At 47.1% G+C, this 23,640-nt stretch carries 18 protein-coding genes; 9 read left to right on the forward strand and 9 right to left on the reverse strand.

Going from position 1 to position 23,640, the window contains the following annotated elements:
- Positions 1-176 precede the first annotated feature (176 nt).
- Together QUA02_RS05955 and QUA02_RS05960 are read left to right on the forward strand one after the other, a co-directional pair.
- Positions 177-3,557 (forward strand): PAS domain S-box protein, encoded by a 3,381-nt coding sequence (locus QUA02_RS05955; RefSeq protein ID WP_333026009.1) that lies wholly within the window; start codon positions 177-179, stop codon positions 3,555-3,557.
- Positions 3,558-3,561: 4 nt separating this feature from the next.
- Positions 3,562-4,701 (forward strand): hybrid sensor histidine kinase/response regulator, encoded by a 1,140-nt coding sequence (locus QUA02_RS05960; protein WP_333026010.1) that lies wholly within the window; start codon positions 3,562-3,564, stop codon positions 4,699-4,701.
- Positions 4,702-4,796: 95 nt separating this feature from the next.
- On the opposite strand, the gene QUA02_RS05965 is transcribed toward QUA02_RS05960, so the two are convergent.
- Positions 4,797-5,978, reverse strand: coding sequence for an NAD(P)/FAD-dependent oxidoreductase (locus tag QUA02_RS05965; protein ID WP_333026108.1), 1,182 nt, complete (start codon positions 5,976-5,978; stop codon positions 4,797-4,799).
- Positions 5,979-6,189: 211 nt separating this feature from the next.
- On the opposite strand from QUA02_RS05965, the gene QUA02_RS05970 reads away from it, so the two are divergent.
- Positions 6,190-6,468 (forward strand): hypothetical protein, encoded by a 279-nt coding sequence (locus tag QUA02_RS05970; RefSeq protein ID WP_333026011.1) that lies wholly within the window; start codon positions 6,190-6,192, stop codon positions 6,466-6,468.
- Between the two features lie 51 nt (positions 6,469-6,519).
- The gene (locus tag QUA02_RS05975; RefSeq protein ID WP_333026012.1) at positions 6,520-7,056 is read left to right on the forward strand and encodes a DUF2231 domain-containing protein; all 537 of its coding nucleotides are present in this window, start codon (positions 6,520-6,522) and stop codon (positions 7,054-7,056) included.
- Between the two features lie 451 nt (positions 7,057-7,507).
- Here the strand turns inward: QUA02_RS05975 and cutA are convergent, their stop codons facing one another.
- The 3 genes from cutA to QUA02_RS05990 all read right to left on the reverse strand — a co-directional run bounded on the left by cutA (position 7,508) and on the right by QUA02_RS05990 (position 11,690).
- The gene (gene cutA, locus QUA02_RS05980) at positions 7,508-7,840 is read right to left on the reverse strand and encodes a divalent-cation tolerance protein CutA (protein WP_333026014.1); all 333 of its coding nucleotides are present in this window, start codon (positions 7,838-7,840) and stop codon (positions 7,508-7,510) included.
- 52 nt (positions 7,841-7,892) lie between these two features.
- Positions 7,893-8,789 carry a pentapeptide repeat-containing protein gene (locus QUA02_RS05985; protein ID WP_333026016.1) on the reverse strand — a complete coding sequence of 299 codons (897 nt, stop codon included), beginning with the start codon at positions 8,787-8,789 and terminating at the stop codon, positions 7,893-7,895.
- Between the two features lie 384 nt (positions 8,790-9,173).
- Entirely contained in the window at positions 9,174-11,690 is a 2,517-nt protein-coding gene (locus tag QUA02_RS05990; protein ID WP_333026017.1) for a VIT domain-containing protein, read from the reverse strand.
- 315 nt (positions 11,691-12,005) lie between these two features.
- Between QUA02_RS05990 and QUA02_RS05995 the strand changes: the two genes are divergently transcribed.
- From QUA02_RS05995 to QUA02_RS06005, 3 genes are all read left to right on the forward strand, one after another.
- A complete protein-coding gene (locus QUA02_RS05995) occupies positions 12,006-12,962 on the forward strand; it encodes an Rpn family recombination-promoting nuclease/putative transposase (RefSeq protein WP_333026018.1) in 957 nt (318 codons plus the stop codon).
- A 105-nt stretch (positions 12,963-13,067) separates the two neighbouring features.
- Positions 13,068-14,726 (forward strand): CTP synthase, encoded by a 1,659-nt coding sequence (gene pyrG, locus QUA02_RS06000; protein WP_333026020.1) that lies wholly within the window; start codon positions 13,068-13,070, stop codon positions 14,724-14,726.
- A gap of 458 nt (positions 14,727-15,184) precedes the next feature.
- Complete coding sequence (locus QUA02_RS06005; RefSeq protein WP_333026021.1) at positions 15,185-15,610, forward strand: hypothetical protein; 426 nt, start codon at positions 15,185-15,187, stop codon at positions 15,608-15,610.
- Positions 15,611-15,849: 239 nt separating this feature from the next.
- Here the strand turns inward: QUA02_RS06005 and QUA02_RS06010 are convergent, their stop codons facing one another.
- From QUA02_RS06010 to QUA02_RS06025, 4 genes are all read right to left on the reverse strand, one after another.
- Entirely contained in the window at positions 15,850-16,746 is an 897-nt protein-coding gene (locus tag QUA02_RS06010) for an ROK family protein (RefSeq protein WP_333026022.1), read from the reverse strand.
- Positions 16,747-16,823: 77 nt separating this feature from the next.
- Positions 16,824-17,324: a hypothetical protein gene (locus tag QUA02_RS06015; RefSeq protein ID WP_333026023.1), complete on the reverse strand. Its 501-nt coding sequence runs from the start codon at positions 17,322-17,324 to the stop codon at positions 16,824-16,826.
- 56 nt (positions 17,325-17,380) lie between these two features.
- Complete coding sequence (gene mltA, locus QUA02_RS06020) at positions 17,381-18,583, reverse strand: murein transglycosylase A (protein WP_333026025.1); 1,203 nt, start codon at positions 18,581-18,583, stop codon at positions 17,381-17,383.
- Positions 18,584-18,596: 13 nt separating this feature from the next.
- On the reverse strand, positions 18,597-18,854 hold the full coding sequence (locus tag QUA02_RS06025; protein WP_333026027.1) for a hypothetical protein: 258 nt from the start codon (positions 18,852-18,854) through the stop codon (positions 18,597-18,599).
- A gap of 260 nt (positions 18,855-19,114) precedes the next feature.
- Here QUA02_RS06025 and QUA02_RS06030 point away from each other — a divergent pair, with 260 nt between their 5' ends.
- Together QUA02_RS06030 and carB are read left to right on the forward strand one after the other, a co-directional pair.
- A complete protein-coding gene (locus QUA02_RS06030; RefSeq protein WP_333026029.1) occupies positions 19,115-19,390 on the forward strand; it encodes a hypothetical protein in 276 nt (91 codons plus the stop codon).
- 586 nt (positions 19,391-19,976) lie between these two features.
- Positions 19,977-23,288, forward strand: a complete 3,312-nt coding sequence (carB, locus tag QUA02_RS06035) for a carbamoyl-phosphate synthase large subunit (RefSeq protein ID WP_333026031.1) — start codon at positions 19,977-19,979, stop codon at positions 23,286-23,288.
- Between the two features lie 111 nt (positions 23,289-23,399).
- Here the strand turns inward: carB and QUA02_RS06040 are convergent, their stop codons facing one another.
- Positions 23,400-23,639, reverse strand: coding sequence for a DUF6737 family protein (locus QUA02_RS06040; protein ID WP_333026033.1), 240 nt, complete (start codon positions 23,637-23,639; stop codon positions 23,400-23,402).
- Between the last annotated feature and the right edge of the window lies 1 nt (position 23,640).

Genomic DNA, 23,640 nt, shown 5'->3' on the forward strand with positions numbered 1-23,640 from the left:
GGCAATCAAATAGGTTCGCAGTGAGGATTTTAGTTCTCATAAAACTCGCTCGGACTGAAGTCCTTACTACTTGGCTTATAACGGTTATTTTACAGGAAATGATATGACTTGTGACTGCTGGCCGCTCGGTAAAAGTGTTGCTAAAGTTAATTAGGAATACTTTTAGGTCAAGACTTATGGAACTTGCTAAGTTGCCGGCAAATTTACGATCGCCCGACGAAGTTGTCGATCGCCATCCTGTGACGGTTGCGCCCTCAACATCGCTCGCAGAGGCGATCGCCCTGATGCGTCGGGCGATCGACCCTTGTCGGCTGCCGAATTCACCGCCGCACTCAAACGCAACGGTAAAAGCATCGATTAGTTGCGTCTTAGTTGTCGATGAAAATCAGCTAGTCGGACTGCTAAGCCCGGGAGATGTGCTGAACTTAGCCGCCGCCGAATACGGATGGCAAGGCATGAAAGTTGCCGACGCAATGACACGGAATTTAATTGTTTTAAAAGAATCAGAATTTACAGATATTTTGACCGCATTTAAGCTATTTTGTCAATACTCGATCGATTGCTTGCCAATTGTGGACGAACGGGGTCAGCCCGTAGGTTTAGTCAGCGAAAAAAGGATACGCCCAGCAATGTATAGCTGGATGGAGGCACTGCACCAAGAAGCGGCAAAACTCCCGGAACAATCCGAACTGTTAGACGGCAATTGTGAACTAGAAAAACAAGTCAGCGATCGCCAAAATGCCGAAAATGCCCTGCGGGAGAGCGAAGCCCGCTACCGGGCAATTGTGGAAGACCAAACCGAACTGATTTGCCGCTACCTCCCCGACAGCAGAAGGACATTTGTCAATCAAGCTTACTGTCGTTATTTCGGCGTGCAACCAGAAGACTTGCTCGGTAACAGCTTCCTGCCGCTGATTTTAGAGGAAGACCGAGAATCTTTTCTGGAGCAATATAATTTATTATCTCCCGACAAGCCTTTTTTTACTTCCGAACACCGAGTAATTTTGCCGAGCGGGGAAATTCGCACTCACCAGTGGATCGATCGGGCAATCTTTGACGAAACAGGACAAATCGTCGAGTATCAAGCTGTGGGTCGAGATGTAAGCGATCGCACGCTTGCAGAAACCGCTTTGCAAGAACTCAACGCAGAGTTAGAACAGCGAGTCCAGCAACGCACTGAACGCTACAAACAAGCCGTATTAGCAGGTAAATTGACCGCAGAAAAACTGCAAAACTCCGAAGCCGAAATGCTGGCGCTGTTTAATGCCATGACGGATATGGTGCTGGTTTTCGACGCAAGCGGCCACTACCTCAAAATTGCCCCTACGCTTCCCGGACTGCTGTACAAACGGGCTCCTGAACTGCTGGGCAAAACCCTCGCCGAAGTCTTCCCGGAAGCGGAAGCTAATTTTGCCCTGGGCTACATTCGCCAAACTTTGGCAACTCAGAAAACCCACAGAGTTGAATACAGCCTGGAAATTGAGGGCAAGTTAATCTGGTTCGATGGCAGTATTTCGCCGCTGGATCTCGATCGGGTGATGTGGGTCGCCCGAGACATTACCGCTCGCAAACACGCAGAAGCTGCACTGCAAAAGAGCGAGGAAAAGTTTCGCAACTTATTTGACGATGCTCCGATCGCGATCTGTTTGGCAAGCGTGCGCGACTACCGCACGATCGAAGTGAATGAAGCTCACCGCCAGATGTTAGGCTATAGCGATGCGGAGTTGGCTACCATGACCTTTACTGACCTCACGCATCCAGAAGATTTACAAGCAGATGTGGAGCAAATTAAGCAGTTGGTGGAGGGCAATATTCCTCGCTTCCAAATGGAAAAACGCTTGATTAAGAAAAATGGCGAGTTGATGTGGGCCAACTTGACGGTGACACTGATCCGCGATCGCGAGGGCATTCCTCTCTACAGCATGGGGGCGATCGAAGATATCAGTTACCGCAAGCGAGCAGAAATGGAATTGCAACAGTTAAAAGAACGGCTGCAATTTTTGCTCGCTTCTAATCCGGCGGTAATTTTTACAGCCGCACCGACGGGGGATTTTTGTACTACTTACATCAGCGACAACGTTAAGACAATCGTTGGCTACGACCCCCAAGAGCTGTTAGCAAATCCTAAGTTTTGGGCGAGCCGCATTCACCCTGAAGATCGGCCACAATTTCTAGTTAAATTTTCTGAATTGTCCGAAGGTAAAAATTGCATTAGCGAGTACCGCTTTCTGCACCGAGACGGACTTTACCGCTGGCTGCGGACGGAACTGAAACTATTGGTTGACAGCAGGAGTCTTCCGATCGAAATTATTGGTTATGCCGCCGATATCAGCAATTCTAAATACGCCGAAATCGCTAGGGGGCAGCAGTTCGAGCAAGAACGGCTCGTGGAGGCGATCGCCCGCCGCGTCCGCCAGTCTTTGCAATTAGAGGAAATTCTCAACACCACGGTTGCGGAACTCCAGCAAGTATTGTTAGCCGATCGAGTTTTGGTTTATCAAATTTTACCCAAAAAGGGCGGGCGAGTCATTGCTGAAGCCGTGGCAGAAGGATGCAGCCAACTCGTGAATAGATATTTTGGGGAAGATGCTTTTCCGCCTGAAAGTTATCAGCTTTATTTGCAAGGGCGAATTTGTGCGATCTCCGAACTAGATGACCCCTGCATTACACCTTGTATGGTGGAGTTTATGAAACAGATTCAAGTTAGGGCAAAGTTAGTAGTGCCGATTATTCAGCACAGCCAACTTTGGGGATTGCTGATTGCCCACCAGTGCTCGCGCCCCAGGGATTGGCAAGAATGGGAAATCAATTTATTTCAGCAGTTGGTGAATCAATTGGCGATCGCCATTCAGCAATCTCTACTCTACCAGCAACTGCAAGCTGAACTGAGCGATCGCAAACAAGCGGAAGCAAATTTAAAAAACTCCCTCAAAGAAAAAGAAATTTTGCTCAAAGAAATTCACCACCGCGTCAAAAACAACCTCTGCGTAGTTGCCAGTCTGTTAGAATTGCAATCGAACACAGTTGCCGACCCGCAAATAGCCAAAATGTTTGAAGAAAGTCAGAATCGTCTTTATTCTATGGCTCTGATTCACGAGAAACTGTACCGATCGACCAACCTGGCGAAAATTAATTTTGGCGAATATCTCGAAGATTTGGTAAGTAGCTTGTTTCACTCTTACAATATTAGCGACAACCGAATTCTGTTGCAGGTATTAGCTGAACCAATTTCCCTAAATCTTGAAACCGCTACTCCCTGCGGTTTAATTGCCAATGAATTGGTTTCAAATACCCTGAAACACGCTTTTCCTGATGGCGCAAATGGTACAGTTAGTGTAGAATGCTATCAAACGAGCGATCGGGAAATCCACCTTTTCGTTAAGGACAACGGCATTGGCTTTCCTCAAAACTTAGATTTTCGGAAAACTAACTCGATGGGGTTTCAAGTTGTCTGCACTTTAACCGAGCAGTTAGAAGGAACCATCGAACTGTCAAGACAAACCTGCACAACATTTCACTTAAAATTTAACGAATTAAACTACTCTCAAAGGTTGTAAAACTATGAATTGTCCTGAAAAATTAATTAGTATCTTGATTGTAGAAGACGAACTATTAATTGCTAAAAATTTATCCCACAAATTAGAAAACTTGGGATATCAAATCGCCGACATCGTTTCTTCAGGAGCCGATGCCATCCAACGCGCAGGCGAAATGGAACCAGATTTAATCTTAATGGATATAGTCATCAAAGGCAACATTGACGGCATAGAAACAGCAGCAAGAATTAATCAAGAATTAGATATCCCAATTATCTATACAACTGCATACGCCGACGACGAAACTTTGCAGCGAGCCGAAAATACTGGTTCTTACGGCTACCTCCTCAAACCTTTTAAAGAAAGAGAACTGCACGCCACCATCAAGATAGCGCTGAGCAAACATCAAGAAGCAGTTAGTATGAAAAAATTAATTGCATTAGCAGCAGCGAAAAGCGAAAACCGATCGCGCTTTATTTCAATGGCATACCACGATTTAAACACTCCTTTAACTACCATACAGCTATCGGCTGAAATGCTGGAAGATAGCGAATTGCAGAGGACGCCAGGAACGAGCAATAAAAATGTCGGTCGCATAAAAAAAGCCGTCAGCAATATGAGTGGATTGCTGGAGGATATTTTAATGCTCAGCAAAGCAGAAGCCGGCAAACTTTCCTTGAATGTAAATCCGATAAATGCCACGGATTTCTGCACCTGTATTTTAGAAGAACTGCAACCGATCGTCACCGACAAACATCTCCTAACTTTCCGTGCCCCAACAGAGCCGCTGCACGCTAATCTCGATGCTAAACTACTGCACCACCTCCTGACTAATTTGCTTTCAAACGCCCTTAAATATTCCCCAAACGGCGGCAATGTCAGTTTAGAATTAAGCTGCGAAAACCAGCAAATAATTTTGTGCGTTCGAGATGAGGGAATAGGGATGACAGCGGAACATCAAGGAAAACTATTTCAGCAGTTTGAACGGGGTGCTAATGTAGGCAAAATTAAAGGATCGGGTTTGGGACTCTGCATTGTCAAACACATCGTTGACCTGCACGGCGGTACAATAAGTGTGGAAAGTGCGATCGGTAAAGGTACTACATTTATTGTCGCGCTGCCTTTTTTAGTCATGAGTCATGAGTCAGTAGTCATTAGTCATTAGTCATTAGTCATTAGTCATTAGTCATTAGTCATTAGTCATTAGTCATCTATCCTTCATCCTTCATCCTTCATCCTTCATCCTTTATCCTTCTTCCTTTATCCTTCTGCTATAAATCGATCGGGAGACAAAAGCTCGATCGCCCTATCTTCTTCTCCCCCCGCCCAATTAGCAAATCGCTCAGCCAAAGCAGGTACAATAGCCAAAGGATTGCTGAGACCCGAAAAAACGTGCAATCCAGGTCGAGATCCAATCGGCCCCACTACGGGCAAATTATCAGCGCTAAATGCCACAATACAATCGTGCCAAGTTGCCGGTAAACCTGCCAAATCAGGCAAAACCTTGCCGATTCCTGCACGAATTGCCGTTTCGCTGGTTTCGCGATCGACTTTAGCATTCAAATCGCTCAAAGTGCGAGACAATTGCCCGATCCGCAAACTCCCATCATTAAATTGAATTGCACCCGAATCTAAACTTGGCGACAGCAACTCTTTACCCGGTTCATCCCAAAGAAAATCCACCTCAATTCTACTCGATTCAGCTTCCAATTCAAAACGTTTTAATAGCGCAGGCATCACAAAAGTCCTGAGTTTCAAATCCACAGGTGCTGTTGACAAAATCTCCGCGCGAGTAAAATAAACTCCCACAGAAATACCAGCCAGCTTCAGCAAACTCCGACTCCAACCTCCAGCACAAACAACAGTATTTTCGCCACAATAAATTCCCTGCGCCGTCTTGACTCCCGAAATCCGATTTCCCTCTTCTATAAACCCAATTACTTCAGCAAATTCTATTGTTCCTCCCAACCGCAGAAACCCTTGACAGTAAGCTTTATTTGTGGAAGTCGGCGAAATGTGACCGTGACGCACCCTCAGAGCTCCGGCGATCGCGCTTTTATTCAGCAAAGGTTCCAACTCGCCAGCTTCTGCAACGCTCAAAAGCTGCGGAACAATCGCAAAATGCGCGTAATTAGCTGCTACTTTTTCCGCATCAGTACCCGCATCAATTGTCAGCAACAAATCCAACTCGCGAAACTCAGTATCAGCATCTAATTGGGTCGATAAATTGCGGTGGTGTTCGATACCTTCCCGACACAATTGACGAGTTAAATCAGTCGTCCCAGACCAATAAGCCAAGCCACCGTAACTAAAACGAGTCGCATTTTGCATGGTAGCATCTCGTTCCAAAAGCAGCACAGCAAAACCTTTTTTTGCCAGTTCGTAACTCAGCGCCGCACCCGTAATGCCGCCGCCGACAACAATCCAATCGTAACTTTTCATGAGCAATTCAAAGGGACGGAAAATATCATGCTTCGATTTTAGCTTAGGTTTTTTCGCAACAAGCCGAAAATCCTCTTCCTGTAGGTAGAGGCTGCCTGCGATCGCCCTAACTGAAACTTCCACCCGTCGGGAGATGTTTGTGCAGGGAGATTTTTCGTTCAATAGTAGGAATTAGAGTCAGCAAAAAATTAGAAATACCAGAGAGGTTTTTATGAGTATCGACAAACCAGGCAAAGATATGGAGCGCACTGTCAATCCGGGCGATCGCATTTCCGACGAACCGCAAACCATCGAAGAAAAAGCCCAGCAACTGGCAGTAGATAGCGTGCCAGACATCACGGGAGAGGTTGTTACAGTTCCAACTTATGTGATCGTAGAAGAAGCAGACGGGGAAAAGAAAGCTTTGCACCACGTCAAAGATGCCGACGAAATTTCCGACGTAATTCGGCAGGCCCGCGTTGACGAAAATGGCGAGCGGATTTGGGATTAAGTTCACTCCAATAAAAACGGGTTTGTTGTACAAAAGTTATCTGTAGAAATCATGGAAACAAATCAAAGAAATAGTACGCCCTATCCCAATATTCCGCCGATTCTCGAAAGTGACGACACAGAGTATCGCGATGCCGGCATTACAAGTACAGTTTCAGTTGCCGGTCATCCCCTTCACCCAGTGCTGATCGTGTTTCCGGTAGCCTTTTTAGTAGGAGCCGCCGGCACGGATATCGGTTATTGGCTGACAAGCGATCCTTTTTGGGCGAGAGCTTCGGTTTGGCTGATCGGTTGCGGTTTTGGTGCGGGGATTTTGGCGGGAATCACGGGCTTTTTAGATTTTTTCAAAATTAAAAGAGTGCGCGATCGCAGTGCCGGTTGGTTGCACATGGGCGGCAATGTGGCGGCTTTGGTACTTTCCCTGATTAACCTGGTGTTGCGACAAGGAAATCCGGCGGAGCCGATCGTATATACAGGTTTAGCAATTTCGATCGTCGTGGCAACCTTGCTGGGCATTACAGGCTGGTTCGGCGGCGAACTAAGTTTTCGCCACAAAGTTGGCGTCATCGGCCCTAGCAGTCATAATTAATAGGTTTCTGAGCGTTTGTAGTAGGGACTTCAGTCCCTCTTCATATCAAATCCGGTAGCATCGGAATTATAAGAGTGCGAGCGTCCTCGCTCGCTACCTATATAGCGAGCGAGGACGCTCGCACTCTTGTCGATCGAAATATATAATTCCAATGCAACCGGAAACGATATCATATCAATTCCGGCTGCGCCGGAATGATATAGAGGACACGGCAGTGCCGTTTCCCTACTCCAGATTAATGGTAGGGACACGGCACTGCCGTGTCCTGATTTCGGGTTATATTAATTCCAATGCAACCGGAAACGATATCATTGGATAATTTAGGACTAAAGTCCGGGAGTATCCCATTTTTGCCTTCACAGGAGTGCGATCGTCCCGCTCGCTAGAAATACGCAAGCGAGCGGGACGCTCGCACTCCTAAAAAACGCTTTTTACCAAATTGGGATGCTCCCTAAACTTCTGACTGCAAACTTAAAGATTTGCCGATCCAATTCAGATAAGCATCGCTGCCAGCGATAATAGGAATAGCAATAATTTCGGGAACTTCATAGGAATGGAGTTCCTGAACTTTTGTTTTTAAAGCCTCAAATTTAGCCAAATCAGTTTTAATCACCAACTGCCACTCTGACTCGGCATGAATCTCGCCTTGCCAAGTATAAATCGAGCGAATTGGCGACAAACTCACACAAGCAGCCAGCTTGTGTTCAACTAGAGATTTAGCGATATTCTCCGCCTCCGCCTCCGATGCCGCAGTTACCAGCACCACCCCAAAATTAACAGTCATAGTTATTACTTATTCAGTCAACAGTCAACAGTCAACAGTCAACAGTCAACAGTCAACAATTAATTTCTGCAACTTCCCAAGAATTGATTTTGCCCGCCGCAGCCAAGGAAAAATAGCGCCTAGTAGATTCCGGCAAAATAGCTCCCGCCAACAAAGCATTATCTAAATTAGCTCCTATTAACGTCGCCTCGCTCAAATCTGCTGCCATCAAATCAGCTTGACACAGCTTTGCCCAATTCAGATTTGCCCCTCTCAAACAACTTCCCCTCAACTTAGCCCCGGTTAAGTTTGCTCCCGCCAATTTCACTCCCCGCAACTGAGCCGCGCTGAAATTCGCCCCCGCCAAATTCGAGCCTTCCAAATTAGCTCCCATTAGTTTAGCTTCGCTCACGTTGACGCCGCTCAAATCTGCACCGCAGAGATTCACCCCTGTCAACTGCGCTCGCCGCAAACTGACTCCGGTTAATTGAGCTCCAAAAAGTTTTGCACTGTTGAGCTTTGCACCGTAAAGGTTTGCCCACTTAAAATTAGCTCCCGTCAGATTCGCGCCCAGCAAGTTAACTAATTGCAAGTCAGCGCTGCACAAATTGGCATTCCACAACACAGCACCCCGCAGGTTTGCGCCGGTTAAAGTTGCGCCGCTTAACTTTACTCTCGGCAATTTTGCTTTTACCAAAAAAGCTCCGCTGAGATTGGCTTTTGTCAAATCTGCGCCTGATAGTTGGGTTTCGCCCATTTTGGCAAAACTTAGATTTGTTCTTTGCATCTGTGCGCCTTTGAGTGTTGCTTTGGTGAGAAACGCTCTGCTGAGGTTCGCCCCGGAAAGATTAGCTCGCGAAAGGTTGACTCCGATTAAGATTGCTCCGCTGAGATTTGCCCCGCCCAGATCGGCTCCAGTAAAGTCTCTTTGTCCTTTTTCGTAATTGTTGAGCAGTTCGCTAACTTCCATAGGGCGTGATACCTTCTCTGATTGGGGAGTTCGATCGAGAAATCTTTACTCTTAAGGTTGTTTCAGAAATGGAACTGTATTAGGAGTTATACCGTTTGAGGCAAAGCCTGAAACGGTATAACTCCTAATAACATCACTTTCTGTTTAAAGGCAATCTCTTAATAAAGATTTTATATCTTCCTCGCGGTAGCGATCGCCCTTTCGGTATTTTTGAATCAAAAGTTAATGTTTCGTGACATATAGCCTTTCTCAGTAATATGAGGTACTATCTGGCATTGGGCATTGGGCATTGGGCATTGGGCATTGGGCATTGGGCATTGGGCATTGGGCATTGGGCATTGGGCATACCTCACTTTCTTGAGAACCGCTATAGATAGTCCTTCCTTAACGATCGACAGTAATTCGCAACTTCAGGCGCAGCTTGCCCTTCAATCCTGCGGGAGGTTGCCAGGAACTCAAAGCCCTCTTGAGAGTCTCTACGGCGTCTGTTGCTTGCAGCGTCGATGTTTGAGTGTCGTTAGCGAAGCCCTCGAAGAGGATCGCCGCTCGCGCCACGCGGCCGTCTTGTACCGATAACTCCCACACCGTTTCACCGCTAACCCCCGCCGGGAGATTAACAGATTGCAGGTATTGAGTCAAAGCGGCGATCGCCCCGGCATCCAACCCTTCGGCACTGACTACTTCCCAGCGAGAAGCTTTTGACTGCTGGGGTTGCAACTCGCCGTAACCTCGCGGCCGCGCCACAGCAGGAGCTGGACTCACCGGTAGCGGGCTGCCGATCCCGCCAAAGTTGCGAGTGCCTCCCCTCGTTGATTCGGCTCTCTCCGAATCGAAAATACCCTCATAGCTGACACCCTGCGGCAATTCCACAGGCACTTGCACGCGGCGACGAGATCCATCTGGTTCGACTCGCACTTCTTCGCTCACAGCTACAAAAGCCGTGTATTCCGACAGCAAGCGATAAGTCAGAGCAGTATTAGTCACAGCTTCCACCAAAGATTTAGTCTCGGCACCAAACATTTGATTCATTAAATCTTTAATGCGCGATCGACCCCAAAGTTGAGCTACCGCCGGATTGCCAAAATCCGTAGCGGTTGCTGAGACTGAAGTAGACTCCCGCTGCCGCGCGCCGCCGGCTTGAGCAAAATTGACAGGTAAAATCTGCTCGTAAGCTTTGCCGCCTGCAAGAGTGCCGCGGATGCGAAGTTGGCCGTTAGCTCGATCGGTCTTTTTGCCAAACAAAACCAGCGGCTGACTGGTAAATAAGTCTGGGGGCGCGATCGGATAAATCTCCGGTTTTTCCCCCATTCCTTCCCAACTAATTTGAATATTAGTCAATACCGGACTATTAATTTGACGGAAAAACTTTTCTGCCGCTTCTGCTGACGGTTCATCTTGACGAATTACTTGAGACGTGCCTCTTCCCACTTGGGCCAAACGGTCGATCAAAAACCGATTCACCGAACCGCCGACGCCAAAACTATAAAGTCGATTTCCCGGTTTCAGACTCCGCTGAACCAGCGCAAGCACTTCTTTTTCATTGCCAATGTAACCGTCAGTAATTAGTACAATACTCCGCAGCCTTCCCGTTGCCGCTGCCGGAAAATTCATCACTGTTTGAATGCCGTTAAGCAGTTCTGTGCCGCCGTTAGCCTGCAACTTTTCGATATAATTAATGGCGCTTTGTCGGTTGGCAGCCGTATTTGCTAAAGGAGTTGTTGAAAGCGCTTGCGCAGTGTTGGCAAAATCAATAATAGTAAAAGTATCGTTGGGATTCAGCCCTTGAATGAAGCGGCGCATCAACTCCTTAGATTTTGCCAGCGGTTCGCCCTGCTGAGAACCGGAAGTGTCCATCAGAAAGACGACATCTTTAGGTACAATTTCATTAGTTTTGTAGTTTAAGGCCGGAATCAGATAAGTAGCAAAATGACCGCCCCGCTTGTCCGATTGAGTCAAAATAGTTGCCCGAGTATTTTCGCCCGCCACTCGATAGCGCAGAATTAAATCTTTATTGGGAATTGTGTCAGAGTTAGCTAATTGGACTCGCACAATATTGCCGCTGCGGTCAGTTGTAATTTGATGGGAAGTAGAGCGGACATCGCCGATCGCAACTCCGGCATCTATTTCTACTGAAACACCGATATTGTGACCCGATCGCGTTCCTGGAGGCAAGACAGGCGGGTTAATGCGATCGGCATCGGTCGTATTTCCCGAAATATAGCGAGGCCCTACCACCATAGGAAACACAAATTCGTAATCGCCGCCGGCAAACTTGAGACTTTCCGTGTAGCGAATCGTAACTTCAATTTTTTCTCCCGGTTTGATATTAGCGAGAGACTGAGTAAAAATATTATCGCGTTCTTGTTCCAACAAACCCGCAGTCCGGCCTTGCTGTCTGGCTTTTTGGTAAATTTCCACAGCTTCATCGCGGCGTTTGATATCAGCTTTAATAGTTCGTGAGCCGATTTTAATTTCCATGTCATCCACCGCCGCTTCGTCGGGCAAAGGAAATACATAAACAGCTTCTAAAGATTCGGGAAAAGGATTTTCAAACTTCTGAACAACTTCGACGCGGGAGATATTGCCAGCAATTTTGGCTTTAACTTCAGTTTGTTTGAGAGGAAAGACTTGTTCTCGGGCCGTATTTTGAGTTTTGACGAACAAACCGCCGACTGGACACCTAGTTTGGGGCGATCGTCCGTCATTGCAATTAACATCGTTACTAGCGAGGATTTTCGGCGACAAAGACGAATAATTTTCCCCAGGAGCTTGTGCCCGGGCCGCATTTGGAGCGAGCCACGCGCCGCACTCGTTAGCGAAGCCCTCGAAGAGGATCGCTGCGAGCAATGCGATACCAGCAGAAAGCAACCGTTCGGGGGATATAACGCAGACAAACTTCATAGCTGTTTTTTCTCTTCAGATTTGAGATGCTTTGTTTACCATGACCTTACCATTGGCGAAACGTTCCTGAGTTAGCTTTTTGGGAAATGACTCAGGGCTTGTGCCGATTTTAAATTGACTCCACAGGGGCTTGAGGGGGCTGGAACTTTTGTTTGAGCAATCATGGCTCTGGCCGACTCCTGTCGCTGGCTTGCATCCGTATTTGGGTGAGGTCGGTTGGGGCGATCGTCCGCGAACCCTACCTAGAAGATTGTATGATAGTTAAATAAATAGCTCTAACCGAAACCCCTCAAATCCTAATAAATTGTAATTACCATGAATTTTATCAACCCCAAAACCGACTTTGCCTTTAAAAAAATCTTCGGCTCTGCTGACAGTAAAAACATTTTAATTAGTTTCTTGAATGCGCTCCTTTACGAAGCACAGCCCGTCATCGAAGATTTAGAAATTATCGACCCCTATTTAGCTCCAAACATTAAAGGGATCAAAGATACTTACTTGGATGTTAAAGCCAAGATTACTGGTGACAAAACAGTGATTATTGAAATGCAGGTTTTGAATGTAGAATACTTTCAGCAGCGGGTTTTGTATAATGCAACTAAAACTTATTCAATGCAGCTAAGCACAGGAAGTGGTTACAGCAAGTTAAACCCTGTGATTGCTCTGACGATTACAGATTTTAAAATGTTTGAGAACATGGATACAGTGATTTCGCACTTTACATTCAAAGAAAAGACATTTTTAGTAGATTATCTAGCGGATCAGTTTGAGTTGGTGTTTGTGGAGTTACCAAAATTCAACAAGGAACTAGATGAATTAGAAACCTTGACAGATAAGTGGATATATTTCATGAAAACAGCTCAAGCTTTACAGTCTGTTCCAGAAGAATTGGGAAATGTAGAGGAACTGAAACAGGCTTTTATAATTGCCAGTACAGCGAATTTAAATGCTCAGGAATTAGATGATTTAGATAAGCGAGAAATGTGGATTCAAGACCAGCGTGGCTCCATTAGTCTAGCTACCAAAATAGCCCTCGCAGAAGGTATCGAACAAGGTATCGAGCAAGGCATCGAACAAGGTATAAAACAAGGGAATTTGCGATTAATTACTCGCCAGTTAGAACGCAGTCTAGGCGCGCTGTCTTCGGATACCCAAACCCGCATCGGTCAGTTATCTGCTGAGCAATTAGAGAGTTTAGGAGAGGCTGTATTAGACTTTACCACTTTGTCAGATTTGACAACTTGGTTGCAAGCACATAACAATCCTCAATGATAGGTCAAATGGGTGTAGGGGCAATCCCCCGCGGTTGCCCTTATGGATTACCTATGTCACATTTGAGTCTGACCTGACATTGAAACATCTAGAGTCGAAAATCCTATGAGCAAATTTGTGTTTGTGACCGGCGGCGTGGTTTCCAGTATCGGCAAGGGGATTGTCGCTTCCTCCCTCGGGCGCTTGTTAAAGTCGCGGGACTATTCTGTCTCGATTTTGAAGCTAGACCCCTATATTAACGTTGACCCCGGCACTCTAAGCCCGTTTCAGCACGGGGAAGTGTTCGTGACTCAAGACGGTGCAGAAACCGATTTGGATTTGGGGCATTACGAGCGTTTTACCGATACTTCCATGTCTCGCCTCAACAGCGTCACCACGGGTTCCATTTATCAAGCGGTGATCAATAAAGAACGCCGCGGCGAGTATCAGGGGAGTACGGTGCAGGTGATTCCGCACATCACTAACGAGATTAAAGAGCGAATTCACCGAGTAGCAAAAAATACCAATCCCGATGTGGTGATTACGGAAATTGGCGGAACGGTGGGAGATATTGAATCTTTGCCGTTTTTGGAGGCAATTCGCCAGTTTCGCAAGGATGTCGGGCGGCAAAATGTGGTGTATATGCACGTCACGCTGATACCTTGGATTCCTTCGGCTGGGGAGATGAAAACTAAACCGACTCAGCATTCGGTGAAGGAATTGCGCTCGATCGGCATTCAACCAGATATTTTAGTCTGTCGGTGCGATCGCCCGCTGTCTTTGGGCATGAAACAGAAATTGTCGGAATTCTGCAACGTCCCCGAAGAATGCGTCATCACCGCTCAAGATGCTAAAAGTATCTACGAAGTACCTCTGATGATGGAACAAGAAGGTTTGGCCGAACAAACCATCAATTTGCTGCAACTCGAACCGCGGCAACCCGATTTGACTCAGTGGCAAACTTTAGTCAACCGACTTTACAGTCCCAATCACAAGATTGATATTGCTTTGGTGGGCAAATACGTGCGGTTGAACGATGCTTATCTTTCGGTGGTCGAAGCTTTGCGGCACGCAGCAATCTCGATCGGCTGCGACCTAAATTTGCACTGGATTAACTCAGAAGATTTAGAATCGGGAAACCTCGAAAATTATCTCAAAGATATCAACGGCATTGTTGTGCCCGGAGGTTTTGGGATTCGGGGAGTTGACGGCAAAATAGCGGCGATCGAATATGCCAAACACCACAAAATTCCCTTTTTGGGATTGTGTTTGGGGATGCAGTGTGCTGTGATTGAATGGGCGCGCAACACCGCCCAACTAGAGGATGCCAACAGCGCTGAATTTGACCCCGATACCGCAAATCCGGTAATTAATTTATTGCCAGAACAGCAAGATGTAGTCGATTTGGGCGGTACAATGCGACTGGGTTTGTATCCGTGCCGCGTCAACCCAGACACCCTAGCTTTCAAACTTTATCAGAAAGAAGTGATTTACGAGCGGCACCGCCACCGGTACGAATTTAACAACGCCTACCGCAATCTTTTCTTAGAATCAGGTTATGCAGTCTCCGGCACATCTCCCGACGGCCGATTGGTAGAAATGATCGAATTGCCCAACCATCCCTTTTTCATAGCCAGTCAATTTCACCCCGAATTCCAATCTCGACCTAGCGCCCCCCACCCCTTGTTTCAGGGGTTTATCCAGGCGGCCAGCAGCCAGGGCAAGCAGAATGTTTTAGAAGCTGAGGCTTTCGACTTGGTGGCTGGGAAACTGGGAGGAAGCTGATCTCACATCCTGTCCGATCGATTAGTTCTGATATATTGGATGTCTGTAGGGGCGGGTGAGTGAACACAATATTCAAATCGGGCAGACAATCGAGATTACAAAACCCGCCCAACCCAACAATAGGACTTGATTGGGGTCGCACTTACCGGACATGATATCGGGCAGCATTCTCAACGAGTGTAAAACCTCACCCCCCGACCCGCTGCATAGGGGTTGGGGGGCTAGTATCCGAAGGGAGAAGGCAGAAGGTAAAAATGCTGATATTTTTACTTAACTTTTTAGCTGGGATTTCAACGGTGATACCAGTTTCAAAAAAGAATGCAACTGTAGGCCCGCGATCCAAGCCCCGATAGTCATCAGTCATGCCCAATCTAAAATCTAAAATCTAAAATCTAAAATGGTATGAGTTGTCAAACTATCCTAAAATACCAGGAAACGCAGGTTTGAGGAGGGTTTTTGTGGCTTACTGGAGCAAATTTACTTATGAGAAAAGTACATACATAATTGACCTTGACACTATTAGTGCTTTTTCTAGCGAACTGGATAACAAGCGTATCACATTTTGGCTCCCTAATAGCAGTCAGCCGATTATCCTCAATCCCCAAGGCAATTATGAGGCTTACAAGCAAGTTCTCGATTACCTCAAAAAAACGATCGACCGCAATTCTAAAGGTTCGTGGATTAAAATTAATTATGACCGCAAAGAATTTGCGATCGATATGAGTCGAATTAGCTCTTTTTCTTGCGAACAGAACGGTCGGCTAATCAGCTTTTACCTGCCTGACAGCACAACTAATATTATTCTGATGCGCGAAGGCAACTCGGACGATTATCAAAGAATTCAGGAATACATTAAAAATACGACTGGGCACTCTCTGCCGTGAACAAGTCATTAGTCATTAGTCATTAGTCATTAGTTAGTGGCTGATGGTTAGTTGTTATTAGTGAGTGGTTAGTCGTTAGTGGTTAGTTGTTATTTTTCTTATATTTCTTATTATTTGTTGGTTCCAGTTCCCAATGCCCAATGCCCAATTACCAATTACCAATTACCAATTACCAATGCCCCATGCCCGATGCCCCATGCCCAATGCCCCATGCCCAATGCCCCATGCCCAATTACCAATTATCCATTCCCGCTATATTGCATAAAAGCTAATTTTGCTGCGCCTACCATGCCTGCTTGATTGCCCAATTCAGCAACCAATAACTGCAAATCTTCGCGAGAACTCGGCAGCACCCGCCGCTCAATTTCTTCTCGAACAGTCGGCAAGAAAAATGCTGCACCTGCACTAATTCCGCCGCCGATAATAATAGCTTCCGGCGTCAAAATATAAATTATACTTGCTAAACCGATACCGAGATAGCGCCCGTAATTTTCCCAATATTCTAAACCTTTGGCATCTCCAGATTTAGCTAAATTTGCTAATTCTATGGGTTCTAAACCAGTTTCGCGGCGGATTGCTTGCACGGAAACGTACTGTTCTAAAGAACCGCGATTGCCGCTGTTGCACTCCGGGCCGTCGGGATTTATAGCAATCAATCCTAGTTCTCCTGCCGCGCCTAGATGCCCTGCAAATAGTTTGCCGTCTAGGATAACTGCACCGCCGACTCCTGTACCTAAAGTTAGTAAAATTAGGTTTTTAAAGTGCCGTCCCGCACCCAACCAAGCTTCTCCTAAACCGGCACAGTTGGCATCATTTGCTAATATTGTCGGCAGTCCGGTTTTGGCTTCCAACCAGTCAGCTAAGGGGACGTTATGCCAGTTTTTGAGGTTAATTGCGACTCTGGCTATTCTGCCGGCGGCGTCTGCGGGGCCTGGTGTTCCAATGCCGATCGCACATACAGCATTTTCTTGTGGATTCAGTTGTAAAATAGCATCGGTGATGGCGGCTAAAACGGCTTCAGGCGTTGCCGGTTGAGGAGTTGGGACAGTTAAGGATTGGTGACAAATGCCGTCTTCGCTGAATCTGCCGAGTTTAATTGCGGTGCCACCTAAGTCGATGCCGATTACTTGTGTCATTCGATTTGGGATTTGGGATTGGGGACTTGGGATGCAAGGATATTCTATTCTAACAAGCAATTGATATTTGTAGCAATTTATTCTTCCCCAGAAAAACCCAAACCATCACCAACAAATACTGCCTCAATAACATTCCCATTCCCAACATCATCCTCAACAATCGGTAGCGGAAATCTTGCTAATATCTCCCGGCTAACTTTTCTCGCAACATCTCCCAATTCCCCGTCACGAATTCTACTCAATAACAGCAGCCGCTGCGCCAATTCCTGAACCGATTCGACCGCATCCGCAGCGGCGACATCCCCGCCGCTTTCGCCCTCTAATAATCGAACCCCAAATCGGCGCAGCCAAGCGGCTAATTCCGCATCTTTGAGGCGTTTTGCAATTAGAAATCCGGCGACATCTCCTCTACTCCAGCCTTGATTCACTCCTTCGAGAATTTCCATGAATTTCGCCTCGTATTCGGCGTCTGTCAGGGTTGGTGGAAGGGGCTGTTGGTGGGCTGGGGGATGGGATGGTTGGGTTTTGAACAATCGCTGAATTAGTTGTTTGATGAATTGCCAAATTTTGTTTAGCATTTGAGTTGGGGATTTTTTAACCGCAGATGAACGCAGATGAATGCAGATAGTTTTACCTACTTTAAAAGCGGATAATACAGTTCTCCAGTTGAGTTGATATAACCGGCCCGATCGCCCGCCGAGTTTCCCGTCCCCATAAATACATCAACTCTGCCCGCGCCTTTGATTGCACCACCCGTATCCTGATCCAAAACATACCGATTTACGGCACTTTGTTCGAGTTTTCCCGCCGCATTCGGATAAGGCAATTTTGTGCTAATTAATGCTAGCGCGCCCGGTGGCATTAAGGCTTTGTCGGTGGCGATCGACCTTTCGGCAGTTACGGGCACTCCAATGCTGCCAGTCGGCGGTGCTCCGTTGGTTTCCCGGAAGAACACAAAGCTTTGATTTTTCGGCAAATACTTGTCCATTTCCGCCGGAAAATTGGTGAAATATTCGGTTAATTTGGGCAAAGTTAACTCTTCTAAACTAAACTTGCCGTCTTTAACTAATTCTCGCCCGACACCTGTATAACTCTGACTGGTTTTGCCGGCGAAACCCACTGTCATGACTGCGCCGTCTGTTAGCTGCAATCTTGCGGAACCTTGAACGTGCACGAGAAATGCTTGGAACCGATCGCGCAACCAAACTAATTCTAATCCCCGCAGCAATCCTTTGCTTGCCTGCAAAGCATCTGCGCCTTCCAACTCCAATCTCGTCGGGTGAGGTTTCGGCCAAGAACCCATGTTTGGCGGCACGCGGTACAGGGGATAGCGGTATTCGGAATTCGGCGTGCGAGATGCGGAGTAAGTCGGCTCGAAATAACCCGTAAATGCAACTGTTCCTTTGCCGTCTTTGCCCGTGGATTTGTAAAAAACAAATTCGCGCTTGACAGATTCCTGGAGTTGTGCAGGGGTTGTGGAACTGACAACTAATTGGCGGAATCGATCGAGGGAACGGCGAACTCGATCGCGCGTAATTCCTGCGACCCCATAGCGGCTGTAAGCACTTGCAGCGCCCTGGGAGTCGAGATAGCGGAGGCTGTTGTCGATCGACTTTAACAGCAATTCTTTATCTCCGGCTTTGCCCTGAACGCCCCAGATTTGAGCGTCAAGCCCGATCGACTCCAATTCACTCGCTTGTAACTGATTTGCACTAATTGGTTGCAGCGACGGAACTGCAACGGCGGGCACCGAAAAAGCGATCGCCAAAACGCAACAGGCGATCGCCAATAATTGATATCTAAAAATCTTGCTCAATTTCCAATCTTTCCTACTCAATTGATAACTTTCCTTATTCCTCGTATCGCTCGATGCTAGAACTAAATATCGGTTCTACGCGAATTCCAAGAACGCTGGTAGGCCGAACAACCATGTATTCGCCTTGAATATTTTTGATCGGGACATTGAGAAATTCTGACGAATCTTGTTTGGGAACCAGGGTTTTGCTGTACCACAGTTGAAAATCTTGCAGCGTTGCGAAACGGATTTCTTCGCGGTGGCCGCCCTGAAGCAGCAGGTGCACGGAATATTCGCTGGGAGTTCTAGCCATATTTGTATTTTAGATTTTTGATTTTAAGCTTTGAGAACGATTTCATATTTTACCTGATACTTGACACATTCCATGATGTCGAGCATCTTAATATTCTCGGAGACCACCCTCTCGGAGGCAAAAAGCAGTAGCTGCTACCTAAACAAACATCACACTGAAAAACCCGGTTTCTAAGTCTCCTAATAGTTTGAATACCAATTCTCAAAAGCACCTGAAATCGGTAGGGACACGGCACTGCCGCGTCCTTACCGCACAGCCCCGTGTCCTTACCGCACAGCCCCGTGTCCTTACCGCAGCTAAAGGTTGAGCGAGATGGGGAGATAGGAGGAGAGGATCGCCCAAATTCCGAATCAGCAGCATCCGAACAGGAAGTCGTGCGAATCGCGGTTGTCAGTTCCCGCAAGACCGTGTTAGAAACCATCCACACCTTTTACCGGCCTTGTTTTGCGGCCGTTAGCGATTGGAACCCGCCACAGCGAGGTGCAAAGCCGGGACAATTTGTCAGCGTCCCGATCGGCCGATCGCGCAAAGCCTAAAAATTGGATGAAATACCGTAGGGACACCGCATTGCCGTGTCCTCCTTTTGGGGTAGGGACACCGCATTGCCGTGTCCTGTTTTTGGGGTAGGGACACCGCACTCCCGCCGTGTCTTCAATTCCCGCACATTGCTGGATCTAAGATTGTCACATCCGATCGGCCGATGGCGTCGGGCACCCGCCCGCAAGCTACGGGAAATTTCATCATCCACTCCGGTTAATTTCACCCGTTCCCCACAATCAGGACACGCCACTGCCGTGTCCCTACAATGATTAATCCGGCAGAAGACACGGATTGTGTATTTTAGAACACGATTTGACCGCAACACTTAAAATAGTCTGGATTTACCGATCGAGTGTACCCTTTTCCAATCAATATTTCTGGTTAGCTGGCGGTGTCTGCCAGCCGGAGTCGCGAGGTTCCGCTTCCAAAATGCTGATAATAGTGCACAATTTCAAATTAACAACAAAACTTGCACTATTTTGAGTAAGCTTTTGGTGGAACAGCTCAGAAAGCCTGTTTCTAAGACTGATGCAAAAATGTCGAGTTAATCATTAATCTTGTCCAATTACCAATTACGAACCTATGCCCCGTCGCCAAGACTTAAAAAAGATTCTTCTCATTGGTTCCGGCCCAATTGTTATCGGCCAAGCGTGCGAGTTCGACTATTCGGGGACGCAAGCTTGCAAAGCTTTGCGAGAAGAAGGTTTTGAAGTAGTGTTGGTGAATTCCAACCCTGCAACAATTATGACCGATCCAGAAACTGCCGATCGCATTTACATCGAACCTCTAACGCCCGCCATCCTCGAACAAATCATCGCCAAAGAAAAACCTCAAGCAATTTTACCGACAATGGGCGGTCAAACGGCGTTAAATTTAGCAGTTGCACTCGCTAAAAATGGCGTTTTGGAAAAGTACAACGTCGAGTTAATTGGCGCTAAGTTGCCGGCAATTGAAATGGCGGAAGACAGACTTTTATTTAAGGAAGCGATGGCGCGAATTGGCGTCGCTGTTTGCCCTTCGGGAATTGCCAACAATCTCGACGAAGCCAAAGCAATCGGGCACCAAATCGGCAGTTATCCGTTAATTATTCGTCCTGCTTTCACAATGGGCGGCACGGGAGGCGGCATTTCTTACAATCAAGAAGAGTTTGAAGAAATGGCGCAAGGTGGCGTTGATGCTAGTCCGGTATCGCAAATTTTGATCGAACAATCTTTGATTGGTTGGAAAGAGTACGAACTGGAAGTGATGCGGGATTTGGCAGATAATGTGGTGATTATTTGTTCGATCGAGAATCTCGACCCGATGGGCGTCCACACTGGCGATTCGATCACCGTCGCGCCGGCTCAAACTCTCACAGACAAAGAATATCAGCGCCTCCGGGATGCTTCGGTGAAAATTATCCGCGAAATCGGAGTGGAAACTGGCGGTTCTAACATTCAATTTGCCGTCAATCCAGTCAACGGAGATTTCATCGTCATTGAAATGAACCCCCGAGTTTCCCGTTCCTCCGCCTTGGCCTCGAAAGCAACGGGTTTCCCCATTGCAAAAATGGCGGCAAAATTAGCGGTAGGTTACACCCTAGACGAAATTTCCAACGATATCACCAAGAAAACTCCGGCGTCTTTTGAGCCGACAATTGACTACGTGGTTACAAAGATTCCCCGATTTGCCTTTGAAAAGTTCCCCGGTTCCGAACCGACTCTGACAACGCAAATGAAGTCAGTTGGGGAGGTAATGGCGATCGGGCGAACCTTCAACGAATCTTTCCAAAAAGCGCTGCGGGGATTGGAAACCGGTCGCGCGGGTTTCGGGTGCGACAAACCGGAAAAATTGCCGAGTTTGGAACAAATTCGCGCCGGATTGCGGACGCCAAATCCCGATCGCATTTTTACAGTTCGCCACGCGATGATGATGGGAATGTCGGTGGAAGAAGTCTTCGAGCTCACAGCAATCGACCCCTGGTTTTTGGATAAAATGCAGGAATTGCTGGAAGCTGAGAAGTTCTTGAAACGGACTGCGCTCAAGCAGTTGACAAAAGAGACAATGTTTGAAGTAAAGCAGTTGGGATTTAGCGATCGCCAAATTGCTTACGCCACCAAAACATCGGAAGATGAAGTCCGCGCCTACCGCAAAGAGTTGGGCGTAGTGCCGATTTACAAAACAGTTGATACCTGTGCCGCTGAATTTGAAGCGTTTACACCCTATTACTATTCCACCTACGAAGTGGGCGCGGCAATTTGGGACTTGGGCGATGAAGAAAAGAAGATTTCACCAGTCAGTCACAGTCTCGCGCCGGAGTCAGAAGTTTTGCCTTCTACCAAGCGAAAAGTGATGATTTTAGGCGGCGGGCCGAACCGGATCGGACAGGGGATTGAGTTTGATTACTGTTGCTGTCACGCTTCCTATTCCCTAGGGGAAGACGGGTTTGAGACAATTATGGTCAACTCGAACCCGGAGACGGTTTCGACAGATTACGATACCAGCGATCGCCTGTATTTTGAACCGCTGACAAAAGAAGATGTTCTCAACATCATCGAGGCGGAAAATCCCGAGGGAGTAATCATTCAATTTGGCGGACAAACGCCGTTAAAATTGGCACTTCCTTTACAAAAGGCTCTCGAAAATCATCCTGACGTACAAACAAAAATCTGGGGAACTTCGCCGGATTCAATTGATACTGCTGAAGACCGAGAAAGATTTGAAAAGATTCTGCGGGAGTTGGATATTCAGCAAGCTGTTAACGGTTTGGCGCGGAGTTTTGAGGATTCTTTAATCGTAGCTCAACGGATCGGTTATCCGGTGGTGGTGCGGCCGAGTTACGTGTTGGGCGGGCGAGGAATGGAAATTGTTTATTCCGATGCAGAATTGGAACGCTACATGACTTATGCCGTACACGTAGAACCGGATCATCCGATTTTAATTGACAAGTTCTTGGAAAATGCGATCGAGGTCGATGTAGATGCGATCGCCGATACTACTGGCAATGTCACAATCGGCGGTATTATGGAACACATCGAAGAAGCGGGAATTCACTCCGGCGACTCTGCTTGTTCTATCCCTTACCAAACGCTTTCTGACGCAGCTTTGGCAACAATCCGCCGCTGGACGATAGAATTAGCAAAATCCCTGAAAGTGATCGGGTTGATGAACATTCAATTTGCCGTTCAAGGGGAAGAAGTTTTCATTTTGGAAGCTAACCCGCGCGCTTCTCGAACAGTACCTTTTGTCTCCAAGGCGATCGGAGTTCCGCTAGCAAAAATCGCGTCGCGAGTCATGTCCGGTCAAACTCTGGAAGCTTTGGGTTTTACGAAAGAGATTGTACCAATTCACGTTTCCGTGAAAGAGGCTGTGCTACCGTTTGCCAAATTCCCAGGGACTGATACTTTGTTAGGGCCGGAAATGCGATCGACCGGCGAAGTAATGGGGATTGACACAGATTTTGGCAAAGCATTTGCCAAAGCTCAACTCGGCGCGGGACAATTAATGCCGCTGTCGGGAACCGTGCTGGTTTCTATGCGCGAGCGCGATAAACTAGCAGTTGTACCGGTTGTCAAGGAATTTTTGGAATTGGGTTTCAAAGTAGTAGCAACTCACGGCACCCGCAAAGTTTTGCGAGAGCAAGGTTTAGACGTAGATTTGGAATTGAAACTGCATGAAGGACGGCCGAATTTGTTGGACTCGATCAAGAATGAGAAAATCCAACTAATTATTACCACGCCTTCCGGCGAAGAATCCCGCGCCGACGGCATCTTTATTCGCCGCACAGCTTTGACTTACAAAATTCCGATTATTACGACAATAGCCGGTGCTAAAGCCACAGCAGCGGGAATTCGATCGCTCAAATCCAACCCAATGGAAGTAAAAGCAATTCAAGACTATTACCCGCAAACCTAGACTGCGAAACACTTAAACGTAGGGTGCTTATGGCGCACCCTACATATAGAGGTTATGCGTCGAGGACTTCAGCGCACCTTACCCGCAACGTAGGGTGCGCGCCACCCAAACCTAATCTGCATCGGAATCCAAAACTCCGCTAGACAGCATCAACCTCGGCCAAACTAACAAGAAAAAACCCATCCAAGCCAATAAAGGAATCGCGACTAAAACAGTTATCCAAACAGTTTTTAACAAAAACCAACTACCGGTAATCAGACTCGTACCTGTCAAAAGAATCGACCAAGGCTGACACCACCAAGGTTTGTAACTCCAAGGACTAACAGGTTTTTGTTCAGAAACAGTTTTCATA

It is taken from the genome of Microcoleus pseudofavosus SVA1_A4, assembly GCF_036700565.1.
Classification (GTDB): Bacteria; Cyanobacteriota; Cyanobacteriia; order Cyanobacteriales; family Microcoleaceae; genus Microcoleus.

Excerpts from the sequence above, each read along its gene's own strand:
- QUA02_RS05955 (WP_333026009.1), top strand. The coding sequence starts at position 177 with ATGGAACTTGCTAAGTTGCCGGCAAATTTACGATCGCCCGACGAAGTT.
- QUA02_RS05960 (WP_333026010.1), top strand. The coding sequence starts at position 3,562 with ATGAATTGTCCTGAAAAATTAATTAGTATCTTGATTGTAGAAGACGAA.
- QUA02_RS05965 (WP_333026108.1), bottom strand. The coding sequence starts at position 5,978 with ATGAAAAGTTACGATTGGATTGTTGTCGGCGGCGGCATTACGGGTGCG.
- QUA02_RS05970 (WP_333026011.1), top strand. The coding sequence starts at position 6,190 with ATGAGTATCGACAAACCAGGCAAAGATATGGAGCGCACTGTCAATCCG.
- QUA02_RS05975 (WP_333026012.1), top strand. The coding sequence starts at position 6,520 with ATGGAAACAAATCAAAGAAATAGTACGCCCTATCCCAATATTCCGCCG.
- cutA (WP_333026014.1), bottom strand. The coding sequence starts at position 7,840 with ATGACTGTTAATTTTGGGGTGGTGCTGGTAACTGCGGCATCGGAGGCG.
- QUA02_RS05985 (WP_333026016.1), bottom strand. The coding sequence starts at position 8,789 with ATGGAAGTTAGCGAACTGCTCAACAATTACGAAAAAGGACAAAGAGAC.
- QUA02_RS05990 (WP_333026017.1), bottom strand. The coding sequence starts at position 11,690 with ATGAAGTTTGTCTGCGTTATATCCCCCGAACGGTTGCTTTCTGCTGGT.
- QUA02_RS05995 (WP_333026018.1), top strand. The coding sequence starts at position 12,006 with ATGAATTTTATCAACCCCAAAACCGACTTTGCCTTTAAAAAAATCTTC.
- pyrG (WP_333026020.1), top strand. The coding sequence starts at position 13,068 with ATGAGCAAATTTGTGTTTGTGACCGGCGGCGTGGTTTCCAGTATCGGC.
- QUA02_RS06010 (WP_333026022.1), bottom strand. The coding sequence starts at position 16,746 with ATGACACAAGTAATCGGCATCGACTTAGGTGGCACCGCAATTAAACTC.
- QUA02_RS06015 (WP_333026023.1), bottom strand. The coding sequence starts at position 17,324 with ATGCTAAACAAAATTTGGCAATTCATCAAACAACTAATTCAGCGATTG.
- QUA02_RS06025 (WP_333026027.1), bottom strand. The coding sequence starts at position 18,854 with ATGGCTAGAACTCCCAGCGAATATTCCGTGCACCTGCTGCTTCAGGGC.
- carB (WP_333026031.1), top strand. The coding sequence starts at position 19,977 with ATGCCCCGTCGCCAAGACTTAAAAAAGATTCTTCTCATTGGTTCCGGC.
- QUA02_RS06040 (WP_333026033.1), bottom strand. The coding sequence starts at position 23,639 with ATGAAAACTGTTTCTGAACAAAAACCTGTTAGTCCTTGGAGTTACAAA.